The 16,344-nt window shown below is 64.0% G+C and carries 9 protein-coding genes; 2 read left to right on the top strand and 7 right to left on the bottom strand.

From position 1 onward, the window contains the following. Position 1: 1 nt before the first annotated feature. Complete coding sequence (locus ACAX43_RS03110; RefSeq protein WP_370707095.1) at positions 2-577, bottom strand: SCO family protein; 576 nt, start codon at positions 575-577, stop codon at positions 2-4. 413 nt (positions 578-990) lie between these two features. Here ACAX43_RS03110 and ACAX43_RS03105 point away from each other — a divergent pair, with 413 nt between their 5' ends. Continuing rightward, positions 991-2,145: a PAS domain-containing sensor histidine kinase gene (locus ACAX43_RS03105; RefSeq protein WP_370706938.1), complete on the top strand. Its 1,155-nt coding sequence runs from the start codon at positions 991-993 to the stop codon at positions 2,143-2,145. Between the two features lie 51 nt (positions 2,146-2,196). Here the strand turns inward: ACAX43_RS03105 and ACAX43_RS03100 are convergent, their stop codons facing one another. Further along, a complete protein-coding gene (locus tag ACAX43_RS03100) occupies positions 2,197-2,988 on the bottom strand; it encodes a response regulator (RefSeq protein ID WP_370706937.1) in 792 nt (263 codons plus the stop codon). Positions 2,989-3,559: 571 nt separating this feature from the next. Between ACAX43_RS03100 and ACAX43_RS03095 the strand changes: the two genes are divergently transcribed. Next, positions 3,560-4,195 (top strand): lytic transglycosylase domain-containing protein, encoded by a 636-nt coding sequence (locus ACAX43_RS03095; RefSeq protein WP_370706936.1) that lies wholly within the window; start codon positions 3,560-3,562, stop codon positions 4,193-4,195. A gap of 58 nt (positions 4,196-4,253) precedes the next feature. On the opposite strand, the gene ACAX43_RS03090 is transcribed toward ACAX43_RS03095, so the two are convergent. From ACAX43_RS03090 to ACAX43_RS03070, 5 genes are read right to left on the bottom strand one after another with little or no spacing between them, the layout of a single operon-like run. After that, positions 4,254-5,918 carry a cytochrome c gene (locus ACAX43_RS03090; protein ID WP_370706935.1) on the bottom strand — a complete coding sequence of 555 codons (1,665 nt, stop codon included), beginning with the start codon at positions 5,916-5,918 and terminating at the stop codon, positions 4,254-4,256. A 2-nt stretch (positions 5,919-5,920) separates the two neighbouring features. Then, complete coding sequence (locus ACAX43_RS03085) at positions 5,921-6,760, bottom strand: hypothetical protein (protein ID WP_370706934.1); 840 nt, start codon at positions 6,758-6,760, stop codon at positions 5,921-5,923. 34 nt (positions 6,761-6,794) lie between these two features. Beyond that, the gene (locus ACAX43_RS03080) at positions 6,795-7,577 is read right to left on the bottom strand and encodes an outer membrane lipoprotein-sorting protein (protein ID WP_370706933.1); all 783 of its coding nucleotides are present in this window, start codon (positions 7,575-7,577) and stop codon (positions 6,795-6,797) included. Between the two features lie 43 nt (positions 7,578-7,620). After that, positions 7,621-8,157: a hypothetical protein gene (locus tag ACAX43_RS03075; RefSeq protein WP_370706932.1), complete on the bottom strand. Its 537-nt coding sequence runs from the start codon at positions 8,155-8,157 to the stop codon at positions 7,621-7,623. Next, complete coding sequence (locus ACAX43_RS03070; protein WP_370706931.1) at positions 8,154-16,340, bottom strand: Ig-like domain-containing protein; 8,187 nt, start codon at positions 16,338-16,340, stop codon at positions 8,154-8,156. Before ACAX43_RS03070 ends, ACAX43_RS03075 begins: the two co-directional genes overlap by 4 nt. Positions 16,341-16,344: the final 4 nt, after the last annotated feature.

The following is a 16,344-nucleotide window of genomic DNA, read 5'->3' as shown; positions in this document are numbered from 1 at the left end:
ACTAGTTCGAGGCAACGACTTCGTGGTAGGCATTCAATAGTTCAGCCGGCGTCGCGAGACCGTCGAGACGCAACCACGGCTTGCCGGGCGCGGCGCGGAAAAACGCCACCGCGGTGTGATTCATCTTGTCGCCGCGATAGACGTTGAAGGCGCGTTGCGCGGCGATGCTGGCCTCGACCGTGCCGGTGTAGTGCTGCCACTCGGGGCCGGCATCGAAACGGGCCGCGTAGGCTTTCAGGCGCGCCGGCGTGTCCTCTTCGGGGTCGATCGAGATCGATACCAGATGGACCTTGTCGCGGTCGGCACCGAGCTTGCCCTGCAGCTCTTCGAAGGTCTGGCTGACCATCGGGCAAATCGTCGTGCAGGTCGTGTAGATGAACGTCAAGATCACCGGGCGGCCGTCGTTCAATTCGTCGGTGAGAGAAACGGTCTTGCCGTCGTCGCGGACCAAGGCTACCTCGGGCAGCGTGTACTCCGCGGTCGTTCGTCTCGTCCCCGGCGTCAGGTCGTGGTGATGCATGTGCATCGCGGCGCCAACGTTTGCACCTTCGGTGGCCGGCGCTTGCATATCCGCCATCATCTCGTGATGTTGCGCCTCTGTCGCGGCACCATCGGCCACGTCTTCGGCAGTTGCGGCCGCTGTGCCGAGGCCGGTCAACCCCGCACCGGTCAGCACGAGGGCGCCGATCATCCATCTGCAGTTCATCTTCATCGCGGTCTCCAGAAAAGAAGAACGGACGATGCGCGCCGCACTGCGCGTGGGCGCGCTCAGCCGTGTCTCTTCAGTCTCATGAGTGCGCCCTCGCACGTCATTGGATGAAGCCCCCCAAAGCGCGGTAGGGTATGCCTACCAGAGTAAACACCCGCCACCCGCGGCGCGGGGTGTGCCCCGCTTGACGTCCGTAGTTGCCCCGTTGGCAGATACACCGGGGCCGCCTACAATCCAATCGAGACTTAAGGTTTCCTTAAGCCAGTCCGCTGGGAGATCCCATGCCTGCAAGTCAGCCCGAAGGACGACTGCTGAAGTTGCGCGACCTTGTCGAGGCGATGCGCAAGCTGGGGACCGCGGCCCGGCTCGACCCCTCGCAAGGCGGCAGCGTCACCGACGCGCGCGGCGCCGCGCTCGCCATCCTGTCTTCCGATGGAATCTTCCTGTCGGCGAACCGCAGTGCCGCGGCGTTGTTCGGCTACGCGAGCAACGAACTGGTCGGCCGCCGGCTGCTGGACATGGCGCCCGAGCACGATCGCGCGTCGCTCGCCGCTCACCTGTCCGCAGATCCTGCTCGCGAGTTTCATTCGTTCACCACCAGGCTGGCCGCGCGCAACGGCCGCCCAACCTTGCTCGTACTGCACCGGCAACTGATCGCGGCGAATCGGACTCCGGACCAGGATCAACGCGCGGATCAGGGCGCGCAATTGACGCTCTTCGAAGAACCCCTTTCGCCCGAACCGCGGCTCGCAGACGGCGCCCATCCATCCGAGGCGGCGGCCCGCAATCGGCTGAAGTATCTGATGATCGGACAGCAACGCGAGCGCCAACGCCTCGCCGCCGATCTGCATGACGGTCTGGGCCAGGCGCTCACGCTGGTCAAGCTGATGGTTGAGGATGCCCGTATGCGTCTACGCCGCGGGCAAGCCGAGGACGCGGCGCAGAAGCTGGACGCCACCGTGCTGCAGATCCGCGAAACCATCGGCGAGATGCGGCAGATATGCGGCGAGCTGCGGCCGCTTGCACTCGAGCGGCTGGGCTTGCCGGCCGCCTTGAGCACACTGTGCCGGCGCTTCGAGCGCAGCGCGGAAGGCCTTGCGGTGAGCTTCCACTGCGAGGTCGACGACCGCGATGTGCCCGAGCATCTGAAAGCCGACATCTTCCGGGTCGCGCAGGAAGCGCTAAACAACATCGTCAAGCACGCGGCGGCCACGGAGATCCGGCTCGCCCTGCGAAGGATCGAGACGGGTTTGCTGCTCACGGTTCAGGATAACGGCACCGGCTACGACACGCGTCCGCTCTCGTCAGAAGACATCGGTTCGACGGGTCTCGGCCTGACCGGCATGCAACATCGTGTCGAGTCGCAAGGCGGCGCGCTCTCGGTTCAATCTTCCGGCACCAGCGGGACACTCGTCTCGGCGAGCTGGACGCTTTGACGGACGCGGCGAGTTACACCTGAGCGCTGCACCTGCGCGTTGCGCCCGTCTTCATCCGGTAGCCGATCCGCTCACGCGAGACACCGGCAGCTCGACGATATCGCCGCTTTCCGCCGGCGGGTCGGGACGCGCCGACGGCAAGCGGACCAGCGTATCGTCCGAACTGCGCTCCGCGCATTTGGTGGCGAGCGACGTCAACAGACCCATGCTGATCGCGACCAGCACGAGCTCCGTCAAATTCTCGATAGCCAGCTTGTGCATCACGCTGGCGCGATATTTCTCGATCGTCTTCGGGCTGAGGTTCAGATACGTGCCGACCTGCCGGTTGGTGCGTCCTTCCGCAATCAGCTTCAGCACGCTGCGCTCGCGCGCCGTAAGAATGTCCCACGCCTTTTTCGGCGCCACCGCCTCACGGCCGGTAATGAACGAGTCGACCATGTAGCCGTACACGTCGGCGCTCAAGTGCTTCTTCCCCTGCATCACCGCACGCATCGCCACGATCAATTCGTCGAACGAAACGTCTTTCAGCACATAGCCGTCGACGCCTGCTCGAAGCGCTTCGCGTACGTACTCTTCGTTCTGGTGGACAGTCAGCGCCACGATGCGCACGAGCGGCGAGCGGCGCTTGATGGCGGCGCTCGCGTCGATGCCGTTCATGCCGCGCATCGAAAGATCCATCAGGATGAGATCAGGGTTGAGCGTCATGGCGAGTTGACAGGCTTCCTTGCCGTCCCTCGCCTCCCCGACTACGTCGTATTCGCCTTGTGCCGAGATCATCGAACACAATCCGGCGCGCAGCAGATCATGGTCGTCGACAACCAGCACGCGATATTTGATATTCACGATCCCCACTCCTCGTTCGGGCATGGCCGGTTGAATAATCAACCGATCGGTGCCGATTGGCTGGCCGATTTTTTCTTTCAAATATTTCTTTCTAATGCTTTATATATTTCTTTCTTTAACCTAACATCATTCTGCGACCATTCCGCCAGATCGCCCGCGCAGCCTTGCTGTGCAAGGTTCGCGCCATGAGGCCAAGGCCCGCCTCCAGATTCATCGTGCGCGGCAAAACGGTAATTCGAATTTACGAATCCAGCGAAAAACGTTTCAAAAATGATAATTTCCGCCGCGAATCCGGCATTGGTAATAATACGCAGCAGGTACGCTTCCCGCGTGCATCGGGATTTCTAGACAGTACTTACTACCGGTACGCATCAGGTCGGAATTATTTTCCTCTTTTGAAGCGGCTACCGAATAGCAGACCAGCCCGGCGGCCAGAACAACGTATTACAGACGTAACGTTTATGCACACAGAGTGAAAGCCCTCCATAAAACGGTTTGAAAAGTAGGAGGGTGCCCCATTGCTCCGGTCCTTTTGCGCGACTCACAATGACAGCGCGGAGGGATATCGAACATGCGCTGGCCCCCTTCTTTCCTGTCGACGAATAGGCTGCGCGCGGCCGCGCTTGCGCTCGGCATGACATCGGCTGGGCTCGCGCATGCGGACATCTTCGGCGCGGTAGACAGCAACGGCGCGATCGTCCTGACCAATGCGCCGGGCAAGACGGGATTGACGGTGATCGTGGCCGGCGATCCGCCGGCTGAGCGAGGTGCGAAACGCACCCATGCGCCGTTCAGCGCCACGATAAACATCGCGCGTTTTGCGGACGTGATCGAAGAAGCGAGCCGCACGTTTCGCGTGTCGCCCGAACTGCTGCGCGCGGTGATCGACGTCGAGTCGCGCTATAACCCGAACGCCGTATCCGACAAAGGTGCACAGGGCCTCATGCAATTGATGCCCGACACGGCGCGGCGCTTTTCCGACGGCAACATGTTCAATCCGCGCGACAACGTGCTGGCGGGCGCGCGCTATCTGCGCTTCCTGCTCGATCTCTTCAAAGACGACATGGAACTCGCGCTGGCCGCTTACAACGCCGGAGAGAATGCAGTGATCCGAGCCGGCTATCGCATTCCGTCGATGCCCGAAACGCGCCAATACGTGCCGCGCGTGCTGGCGCGCTATCGGCGGCTCCTGACCGCCAGCGGCTGACAGCGCAACGGCGCGAGCACGCAGGAAAGCCGCCACAAGTCGCTCGATCGCGAGGCCGTTACGGTACGATCCACGCGCTGTCGGCCACCAGCCGCATGCCCTCGGGCTCCGCAAAGCGGACGATATAACCGCCCTTCGACGCATAGCGCTGACCCGGCGCGAGCGTCAGGCGCGGATAGTAGCCGGTCAGTATCCGGTGTTCGAGCATGTCGTCGATTCGCTCTACCAGGTAGTCTCTGACGAATGCATCGACCATATGACTCAGCGTCTCGGCTAGCAGGCCACACGCGAGATAGGTGTCCGCCTGCACGCGCTCGTCGACGATCGGGATACGGCGAATCGCGAACCAGCCGAACGCATAGTCGACCCGCACACGCCGCCCTTCCGGCAGATCGACCGGATAAGCAATGCGCGTGGCGCCGCGCCAGTTCGCGGGCAGCGGCGTACGGTCCAGACCGCCCATCAGTCCCGACACGAAAACCTGCGTCGACGCCGGCGGCTTGCCGGCGACGGCTGCGATGTCCGGCGGACGCAGCCAGAGCACCAGCGCGTCGGTTCCGCGGGCACTGTGCAGCGCTTCGGCGACGCGATCTCCCGGTGCGAGCGCCCGGCTCGACACGTTGACGCCATGCCCCTTCAGCGCGTTCGCCAGCGCTTGCGCCGCCGCCTCGCCGCTATCGCCCGCGCGATAGATCTGGCGCACCGTTTTCACGGTGCCCTTGCGCTCGCCGTTATCCGCAGCGAGGATTCGTTTCGCGATCAGCTCCGCCTCGAGCAACACGCCCTTCGAGAAATACATCGAGTAAAAATCGTGGTCCGTTTCGACCGGCACGTCGACGTTGGGGAAAAGGCACGGCACCGCCTGCTGCTCGCAGAAATCATGAACCGGCGCCCAGTTCTTGCCGCCGAGCCCCGACAACACCGCGAATACCGGCTGCTGCGCCAGATACTGTTTCAACTGCTCGTGCCAGGTCTCCGGTGCGCCGTGCAGTTCCCACACGTGCAGTTCCCAGCGGCGGTTCACCATGAACATCATCTTGCGCGAGGTGCGCAGCGGCGGCGTTGCGCCGAGCGGCGAAGCGTTCTTGTCGGTGAAGTAGTGCTCCAGAACGTCGAGCATGCCGCGCCGCTTCACCGGGTCGGCATCCGGCGTGATGATGGTCGCGAAGTGCAGCACCGTATCCGTCACGCCCGGCGCACGGCGCTGGTCGAGGCGCTTCAGATAGCCGATCAGCGCCGCCATGTCCGCGTCGTTCAGTGCGAACTGCGGCATCAGGTAGCTGAGCGGCTTGCCCTCGGAGTCGAGGCCTTCGCGAATCGCGCGCGCCACTGTCGCATCGGTGTACGGCTCGCGATTGGCGCGCATGCCGTCGACATACGGGATATCCAGCTCCTCCGGATTCTGGATGCGCGCGTGAAACAGATACTGGCCGCTGATGGGCGGAATCGTGCTGTTGCCTTCGCGCGTGCCGAGGCCGCTGCGCCGGTGGCAATTCATACATGCGGCGGCGGCGCCGCTCATGTGCACGCCGCCGTCGTGGCTCGCTTCGACGGCCTCGCCCGAGCCCGCGATGCCGTGCTGGTAGATCGATTCACCGGCGTCGAGAGGGGGCGCGCTGAACGCTTTCTGCGCACCGGCGAGCAGCGCCGCAGCCAGCAGGCACGCTAGCCACGCGCGCGCCGCCAGCGTGCGCGCGAGAGCGATATGCCGGACGCCGGCCATGGCTAAGGCGTCGGCCGGACCGGCGCACCGGTCGGCGGCGGCGCGTCGGCGCCGATCGTGACCGAAGCGTGCCGCCCCTGCAACATCGGTTTGGCAAAGGTGGAATTGTCGAGCGGCGGATTGAGCGACACCTTGTCGATCACCAGCCGGTCCTTCTTATCCATGCCCACCGCGCCGCTTTCGATCACGAACGGTATGCGCACGCCGTCCACGTCCTTGAAGTCGCGATACATCACCTCGATCGTCGCGGGCCGGCCCGATGGGCCTCGCGCTTCGCGGTCGTACTTCACGTCCAGAAAGTTTTGCGCATCGACCCATACGTGCCGTGTCGCCCCCGAGGGCAAGCGCAGAGACAGACGATACGCATCGCGTCCTTCCACCTTGTCGGTGCCTTCGAGCGCGACGCTGATGCCCTTCGCGGCGTGATCCAGCAACGGACCGTCGATGACCTGCTCGTCGCGCGCGAACTTCACTTCGTCGCTCGTATAAGGCCGCACGTCCGGACCGCCGCTTCCCGACGGCCGGACCTTCCAGCCTTCCCTGCCGTCGAACACATGCACGATCATCTGGTTGAGCGCCGTGATCTCGAAGCGGGTCCGGTCCGGCCGCTTCAGCGCGAGCACGAACGGCAGATTCGGCGCGGGCGCATTCGGGCTGTCCACATGCCCCACCCACAGCATCGACATGACCTTGCGCCAGGCATCCGCGCCGCCGCGCGCCTCGGCATTTTTAGCGACGATCTCGTCCGCGCCCAAGCGGGCGTCCGCCGTCGCCACCGGCGCCTGCGCCAACGCGAGTGCCGCGACGCTGGCCGCGAGCGCCCACTGTGCGATCCGTTTCATGACCTTCTCCCCCTTGTGCCGCAACCGCCAATGGCTATTGAGCCGGCACCTTGGCCATCGCCAGTTGCGGCTTGGCGAACAGCGAATCGTCGACGGCCTGATTCACCGTCACGTGCTGAATTGTCATCTGATGGGTCTGCTTCACGCCGGCGACCACCGTCTCCAGCGTATGCGGCACCACCAGTCCGTTCTCCGCGTGGTAATCGCGGTAGTACACGGCAACGTTATGCATGCGCCCGTCGAGCTTGCGCGGATCGCCCTCCATTTTCAGTTCGAGAAACGTCGTGGCGTCGACCCATACGTGCCGCTGGGTACGATCTTTCATCGTCAGCTTGAGTTTGTAGGCGTGGTGTCCCTCCACCGTGTCCATGCCCTGCACTTCGACCTGGTTGCCCTTGCCGGCGTAGTCGATCAGCGGCCCGTCGAGATCGGCGGTTTCAGCGGCCGATTTTGCTTCCGCGGGCGTATAAGGCTCGGCACCGTCGCGGCCGAGGAACGGCCGCACTTTCCAGCCTTGCGCGCCGTCGTAGACCTGATAGGCCGTCTGATTGTCGAAGCGCAGTTCGAAGCGGTTCTTGTGCGGGCGCTTCATGGTCATGGTGAACGGCAGCTTGACCGGCTTGGTGCCGCCGACGTCGATCTGTCCGGTCATCGTCATCGTATTGACCGCGTGCCACGCCTGCAAACCGCCGCGCGCCGCGACGTTGCGCTCGACGATCTGCGCCGCGCTCAGGTTGGCGGCTGTCGCCGCGACCGGTATCAGGGCTGCTGACAGCACGGCCGCCATCGGGACCGCCATCGAGAGAAACCGCTTCATGATTCACCCCTCCGTTCTTATGTCGCGGATCGCCGCGATGCGATCATTCGACGACCAGCCCATCGATATGAAACGCACCGATCAGGACGTTGACGCGATCCCCGGCCTTGATCAGATTGCCTTTATTGGAAAACACCATCCAGTATTCCTGGCCGACCTCCAGCGGACCGGTCTGCCGGAGCTGGCCGATCGTATCCATCACCGGCACTTCCAGAAGCGCATGGCTCGCCTCGCCGTACAGATAGGGCACGGTGTTCTTGTCGCCGAGCAGTTGCGCGACCGCCGGATCGGTGACGCGATAGCTGAAGCGCAGCAGATTGCCCGATGCGGTGCGCCGCACGCTCAGGTTGTCGACGCCGCGCATCATCTGATACAGATTCTTCGCGTGCTGCGGCACCTTCACCGGCATATACGGCGACCTCCTGAGCGAAGCCGACGCCGACGCCGACGCGGCCGGCCTCTGTGCTGCCGCCGTCGCCGGGTCTTGCTGCGCCGCAGCCGGCTTCAGCATGGCGGCGGCGAGGCAAACGCCCGCTGCAAGCAACCCTGCACGCCGCCCCGGCGACGATGGGAGTTTCATTGAAAGAGTCCCCCCAACGCGCCTTGCAACTGCGGCGGTAATACCCCGCCCTGAGTCGCATTGCCGAAGTCGTTCAGCAACTGGTCGAGCCCGGCAGGACCGAACGGCAACTTGCTTCCGGTCAACAAGCCGAGGAGGCCGGCAAGCCCGCCCGTGCGCGGCAACTCGACCGCACCGATATCGACCGCGCCGAGCTGCGGCCGCCGCGTGCCGAAGAAGTCATGGTTCGGCGCGCCGACCGGCGTGGCCGCATTGACCGCCGGCGAATCCGACTCGATCGCGTAGTTGCCGAGCGGCACGCCGTAGCCCGCGGTGCCCGTCGGAATCGTGGCGTTGAATAGCGACAGCGGCCCGTACGACATATTGATCCAGTTGTTGCCTTCGTCCGGCGTCGCCGAGGGCAGCAGGCTGAAGAGCGGATTCGGCAGCACGGTGTCGGCAATGCCCGGGGGCACCGCAAAGCCGTTTCCGCCGCCTTCCGGAGGCACCCGCGAGCCGTTGCAGTACTGACTCACCACGTCCGGATTCGAGGCGCTGTTATGCGCGTTCGGATAGTCGCCGGCATTGGTCAGGATCGAGTATTGCGGAGCCAGCGTCACGCCCGACTCATGCGTCGAGGGCTTCGTATCGCCGTAGGCGCCGATATCCCAGTACATCGCGTGCGGATCGCAGTACCCGGTCTTCTGGCCCGTCTGGTTCAACGTCGGGTTCAACGCGACCGCGTTCTGCAAGCCCGGGATATTCGGGTTGAGCCCGGACACGGTGATGTAGAACGAGCGGTTTTGCCAGAACACGTCGTTCTTCAGCACCGGGTTCGAGATCGTCGTGCAGTTCGGCAGATTCGCCGGACACTTCACGTTCGGCTTCGTGAACGCACTGATGAAGTTCGACGTATGCCGGGCGACCTCGAGGCCCGACGGCTGGAACGTGGACGTCGTGATCGGGCTGCACGTGGTTTCCGAACCCACGGTCGTGCAATTCGGCGGCCCGACGTTCGCCTGCGCCGCCAGCGCCGTGTTGAACAGCACGCCGGCCGACGAAGTCGAATCGTTCGACATCACGGTGTTATTGATGAAGCTCACCCGCACCGCATCCTGCATCGACACGCCGCCGCCCGCCCAGCCCGCCACGTTGTTCGCCACGATGTTGTTGATCACGCTCACCGCGTACCACGCGTTGCTGTTGTTCGGGCTGCGCTGCACATCCGTGCCGTTGATGTTCTGCAAGCGCAGACCGCCGCCCTTACCGCTTTCAGCGGTGTTGCCGACAATCAGGTTGCCGTCGATCACGAGGCCCGGGCCGACGCCGTCGGACAACTGCGGCGCACAGTCGATATCCACCGTCGAGTTTTCGCAGAAGGTGCCGTCCGGCGGCACGCCCTGGGCGATGATGCCGCCGCCGTAGGTCGGCAACGTCGGGTTGTTGCTCTGGTTGAAGATCACCCAGTTGTGCGAGATGTCTCCGTTGTAGCTGAACCCGAAGTGAGCCATGCCGCCGCCGTCGCCGCTGCTCATGTTGCCGCACACCCAGTTGTAGTTGAAGTGATAGTTGTCGGCGCCCGAGCAGAATGTCACACCGGCCGCGGACGAAGGCGTCGTCGAGTTGATTTCATCGCCGTACGACGCATTCGAGGTCACCGCGTTGTGATGCACATTGACGTGCGTGTTGTATTCGAACGGCAACTGCGTGACGCCGTCCGCGGCGATGGTGCCGTCGGGCACTTCGACCTGGCCGATCGTGATGCCGCCCGTGAGCGTTCCGGCATTGCTCGTCACGCGGTTGTTCGACACCTCCGTATAGTGGTTCCAGCCGTGCAGGAAGATCCCGCCACCGCCTTGCGAACTGTTGGTGAAGGTCAGCCCGTCCACCCGCGACGGATTGCACAGGAAGTTGCTCGAGTACTGATTGCAATCCGCATTGCTGCCGGTAAGCGGCGTGCAGATGCCGTTCGCCGTGCAGTTCGGGTCCTGCTGCAGCACGCCGCCGATCCGCACGTCGCGCACGCCCTTGCCGAGCACCGTGATGCCGGCGCCTTCGTAGGCGCCCATCAGCGTCGGTTCGATCAGCAGCTCGCCGAGATTGCCGTTCAGCGTGTTATCCCAACCCACCGTCGGTTCGAGCGGAATCGCGTCCACCTGCCGCTGCATCGCGGCCGTGCACGAATACGTGCCGGTCGGATCGTACGGATTGCCCGACTTGATGAGCCCACCGTTCAGCGAGACGCCGAACAGGCAGTCGACCTGTCTGCGCCACGGGTCCATCTTGCCGGACGGATGGGTATTCGCGTTGACGGTGACAGAGGTCGCCCCCACGCCTTGCAGACGAACCGGCTTCCACATCAGCAGCATCTCGTTGTAGGTACCGGGTCCGACGACGATCATGTCGCCGGGGGCCGCCTTGTCGATGGCGGTCTGGATGGCGTTGCTCGCGCCGTTCTCGCCGGCCACATACGCAGGCGCCTTCCCGCCGATCGTGACCGTGACGGTATCGATCGACTTTTTGCCGTTGTCAGCCGTGATGGCCAGTTCGCCGCAGCGCGTCGGCGTGGTCACGCCACGTTGCTGGATCGTGCAGCTCGATTGCGCCGCGCTCAGGATCGGCACCGTCACCGTGATCTGGTTGTCGCTCCATGACGTCACCAGCGCATTGACACCGCCGATCGTCACTTTTCCAGTGCCCTTCGCGGGGCCGAAACCATAGTGCCGTGTGATGAACTTCTGGTTGTACGGCGCCTTGGTCGCACCCGGCCCGGTGTAGGCATGGTTGATCACGGTCTGGTCGCCGAGCGACTTGATCGTCAGCGTATGGCCGGCCTGACTCACCCACGGGCCGGCACCGCCGCCGCTCGAATCGCCTGTGACCGCCGAGATGGCCGGGGTGGCGTCGGGATAGGCGCAATCGGGCTGGTTGTAGCCATCCGCGAAGGCCTGGACCGGCACGACCGGCGTATCCATGTATTGCGTCTGCCCCGGCATGAACGGAATCTCGTAACAGAACTGGCTGTACGCAGGGTTGTAGAGCGGATCACGTTTCGTCTTCCCGGGGTGCGCCGGATCGGGCATATCGGGATCGTTCATGCAGGCCACCATCATGGTCGGCGCGTAACCCGTCGGGTTCGGCGGATTCACTTCCCACGTCGAATAGTTCAGGCCGTTGAAGATGCCCCATTGATCCGAATAGACGCGCGACACTTCGTTGCCGGCGAAATCCTTCAGCGAAACCGGCACGTTCGGCACCGCGAACTTTTCGCCGAATTGCGGCGAGTACGGGTCGAACTCCGACGAGAAGTCGTCCAGCATGAAGCCCGTGAAGTGAGCGGCGACGTGGGTGGAACTGAACACCCAGAACTTCGCGAGCGCCGCCGTCTGGTTGGTCAGCGTGACTTCCTTGCGATCGCACAGATGCCGCGACGCGCCCGCGAACGGTGCGACTTCCTGAGAGCCGGGGAACAGGCTGATGTAGTCGGGCACGATACGCAGTGCGCCGACGCATGGCCAGAAAGTTTCGATACTGCCTGTGCCCTTTTCATTGCGCGGCTGCGAGCCGAGATCGGTCGTCGGATTCTGCGCATTGTTCGCGTTGTAGGTCGAATTCACCGCCGCCTGGTCGGGCAGGATGAAGATGTTCCCGAGGCCGCCGAACTGCTGCGTCACCGGCGCGATGAAGTTGTCGCCGATCAGGATGTTCTTGTCTTCCTCCTTCACGAGTTCATATCCCGGCGGCACGATGACTTCCACCACGTACTTGCCCGCGGGCAGCATCTTGGTCCCGTCGCCGGACGGATTCGCCACGCAAATCGCGCAGTTCGTGCCGGTCGGCTTGCCGCTGTCCGGGTTGCGGCCCGTCACGCTCGGGAACTGATACTTCCCATCGTAAGGCGCAGGCTGCAACTGGTTGAATGCGTGCATGCCGTCATAGCACTTGAATTGCGAGTGCGCAGGCAACGCGCGCTGCTGGGAATCAAGCCATTGCTTGCTGTTCTTCAGCGTGAAGAAGAACGGGTCGGTGGTTTCCTGGCCCGGGCAATTCATGTTCGGCACGCCATCCGAACGGAAGCCCTGCGCCCAGTCGTCCCAGCTGCTCGTCTTTGTCGTATCGACGAGGGCAAGGCTCTGTGTGCCGTCAGCGGCGATCTTCTCCTGATAGAGGTTCACCGTGACGTTCGGCACGTTCGGCGTCCAGCTCGTATGAACGAGGAAGGTCGGGTCGTCGAACGGACGGGTGGACGCATAGATCACTTCGCCATAGATGCCGCCGTTTTCCGTTGGGCCGAACGGCGTCTTGCCGAATTCGAGGAAGGAACTCTGACCCGAGAATCCTTGCCAGCCCATCGTGGTCACCCACGGCGGATCGATCCGGCCTGTCGATGGATTCGTGCCGGAGCGGTCATTGCAATCCGCGTCGTTGCAGTACACCGAGCCGGGAAAGCGAAGGTTGGTCGGCAGGTGCGCCGTGGCCGATTCCTTGGTATTGGCGAAGTGGGCCGCGATGGTCGAGGTGCCGCCGCCAGGCGTGCCGTCCGGCGCGCCGCCCGCGTCGTAGACCGCATGGACGCCGGTCTGCTTGAAGCGCGTCGTATCGGCTTCGGCGACGTACCAGTTGAACAGCGGGAACACTTCGTTGAACGACGCGTAGCCGTTCAGGTCGGTGTTATTGAAGTTCGAATAGCTGCCGTCGCGGAAACGGATGTTGGTCGGCACGAGCGCGAGCCCGGGTTCACTGCCCTGCGATACCCCGTCGCCGTTGGTATCGAGGAAAGTCCGCGTGTACAGATTCGTATGCCATTGAAGCACCGAGAGATCGCCGACGTTCTGCGTCTGTCCTCCCTTCAACGCGACGGCCGTCGCCAGTCCGTCCACGATCTGGTCGTTCCACTGGTCGAACACCGTGATTCTGAAGGTGCCGTCGGGCAGGCCGCTCACGCTGAACGAGCCGTCGGCAGCGCATTTGGTGAAGGCGATATCCTCACCGTCCGGATCGCCCACGCTCACGTAGCACTGTGTGAAGCTCAGCGAATCGCGCGAGCCCGCGCCGTACAGATTTTCGTTAGGCGGCCGGCTGTAGTGCAGATTGGTAATCCTGCCCTTGATCCCGTTGTTGCAGGTCACCCCTTTGCAAACACCCGGCAGGCGCGCATTGATGATCTTCGGATTCGCAAAGCCGATCGTCACGTGGAAACCGGCCGGCCCGAACTCCTGGAAGTACGCCGGGCCGCCGACCTTGATGAACGCGTCGTGCGCTTTCTGGCCGTCGAGCGTATTGGTCTGGAGCCACTCTTCACCGCGTCCGATCCGGTCGGCCGCCGGATACGCGGACACACCATAACGGCCGGGCATCAGATTGGCGATGATGGCCTGCCCCACGAGCGGCGACAGCGTCTTGCCGTCGGACTCGAACTTGGGACACGTCGGAATCATGCCGACGAGGCCGTCATGTGTCGTCTTTGAAATCGGGCAGGCGTCGAGACCGGTGGCCGGGTCCTTCAATCCCGCCAGCGAGTTGGACAGCGGCATGTTGAACATGTCATACGTCATCTGCCCGGTCGGGTCGCCCGTGCCGCCGGCGTCGTCGAAGAGTTTGATTTCGAAGCCGCCCAGCCCCGGTTCGCGCGCGGTGCCGAAGGCATCGGTGCCGCCGCTGACGTCCACTTCGCCATTGACCGGGGCGTCGTCTTCAAACACGAACACGGAAATCTTCGCGGTCTGCAGCGGCGTTTGTTGCAGCGCCACGTTGACTGCCGTCTGCGCGGGCGCGATCGGGGCACCGCCCATGGCGTGGCCGCAGGCGCCGCTGCCGGGCGCGAAATCCGCGCCGCCGGGGCCCGACGGGCAATCTTTCGCAATGTCGAATTGCCGTTGCGGGCCGGTGGGATCGCTCTTTTTGACGGGCTTCGGTGTGCCGGAGCCTTGCGAGAAGGTGTTGCCTGCGTCGCCCGGCAAGATCGAGATGTAATAGTGCTTCGTCGGATCGAGCGCGACCTGCGCGGGATCGACCGGGGTCTGTTGCGAAGCGTCGGTGCGGCACGCTCCGTTGCCGACATCGCACACCGCAGGCACATGCGTGCTGGTAGACGGGTCGAACACCGTCTGTCCCGACTCGCATGAGACGGTTCCCATGCAGCCCGACGCGATAACCGGCATGTAGCTGGTATGGAAACTGGTGCCAAGGCTCGGCACCGGCAACGGCGGGCAGGAAGCCGGACGCCCCGCGCCGTTCACCTGGCAGGCGGGGTCGATCTGGAAGGTACGGTCCTCTTCGATGATCCAGCGATAGTCGTTGATCAGCGTGCCGGTCGGCGCGTCCTTCACCGCCACGGCGAGTCCGCTGCCGCCCTTGAACGACACGGTCACGGTCGCGAGCGCGCTCGCCGTATTCTGCGAATTGACCGCCTTGTATTGGAAGGTCACGGTAGCGGTCGAGTTACCCTTCGGCGGCGCGGATGGTACGACGTTGAACGACCCGTCGGCATTCAGCGTGACCGTGCCGCCCGTTGCCGTGCCCGACAGCGTCGCGGTGAGTGGCAGGCCGGAAGCATCCGTGTCGTTGCCAAGCACGCCTGGCGCGCCGACATGCATGAACGAGGCGACATTGCTGCTGTACAGGTCGTCGTTGGCGACCGGTTTGCCGGACAGGCAGTGGTCACCCGCGGTGCAAGCCGCCAGCGTCACCTTGGCCGTCAGCGCGGGGTTGCCGTTCGCCTGATAGACAAAGCTGTCCGAAGTCGTGCCGCTGTTCGGCACATACGTGAAGGTACCGTTCGGATTGAGGGTGAGTACGCCGCCCGTTGGCGGGGTCTTGACCTGCACGCCGTACACGCCCACGTCGTTGGCGATCACGCCACGGCCGGGATCGGCCACGCTCAAGGTATTGCCCGCCACGAGGAAGTACTTGTCGGCGTTAGCCTTCGCGCCGGAATTGCCGGCCGCCGACATCCCCACGGCGCCGCCGTTGACACTGATGTAGCCCTGCATCCCGCCATCGCGCTGATTGTTGGTGGACAGGCTGAGCTCGCGGTCGAACACGGGCAAGGCGAGCGAGCCGGCAGCCGGTGCATTGATCAGCACGTCATAGGTTTTTCCGGCAGCAAGAAACGCCGATGTCTGAACCCGCAGATTGCCGGGCAAAACGTTGCCGTCTTCCGCGACCAGCGAGAAGCCGGACATAGGCGGATTGCCGGTTTGCGCACCCACCACGGACGGAATGTGCATCTTCAGCCCGGCATTGACGAAACGCAGCAGCACGAGCCCGGTGGAGGCCGGCGCGGCGACTGGAAAGGTCGAGCCGGCGGCGTTCGAGCGGTCGAACGCGACACCGTTGATCAGGTAGTAGCGCGGATCGTAGTTCACCGCCGGCGGATAGCAGCTGCCGAAGGTCGACGAAGACGGATTACCGCAGCCACCGGGCTGGCCCGACCATACTTTGGTTTCGCTGAAACCGGACGTCGTGACCGCGGAGGCCACCGCGGCGTTCTGCACCGGATCGATTTCACTCAGCACCAGCGGCACGTCCGCGTCATAACGGATGCCGGGATAGGCGAGCGCGCGCGTGCTGCCGTTGGCCGGCGTTCGGACCACGAGCACCCCGTACAAACCCATCGGCCCCTGAATGGAGGGATGGGTGCCCGATTCGATCAGGTAGGTGCCGGGCTTCAGATTGTTCCAGGTGAGCGAGGTCGTTTGACCATTCGTCACTTCGCTGGCGAACGACTGCACACGCGGCGGCTGGGCGGGAGGGGTAAAGGTCGCGCCGCTCGCGCTGCTGGCGATCGGCCAGGTGGTCGCCGTTTGCGTCGCGTGCACGGGGCTCGGCGTACTCGTCGCCGTCGTGCCGAGGCCACCGCCGAGCTGCCCGACCACGACGAGCGAGGTCGGCACGGAACCCGGCAGACTGTTCTTGAGATTGATCGTCAGCGATCCCGGCGGCACCGTAATCACGACGGGCGACCAGTTCGCGCCCGCGCCGGGATTCGACGCCGCGCACGCGGCGTTCCCCACTGCCGGGGCGGAACAGGTATAGCCCCACATCGGCACGACCTGGCCATCGGGAAGTGCGATCGTTGCGGCTTTCGCCGTCAGGCTGACGCTTTGGGCGAAGCTCATGCCGCTCGCCGTGAGCAGGATCGTGGCCGCTACGCCCGCCTTGATCAGACCGAGGAGCGTCCCTTTGAACTGGGTGGATCTCATCGCG

This window comes from Paraburkholderia sp. IW21 (assembly GCF_041321145.1).
GTDB lineage: Bacteria > Pseudomonadota > Gammaproteobacteria > Burkholderiales > Burkholderiaceae > Paraburkholderia.
The sequence above is the reverse complement of the archived record's forward strand: the minus strand, read 5'-3'. Positions and strand labels throughout refer to the sequence as shown.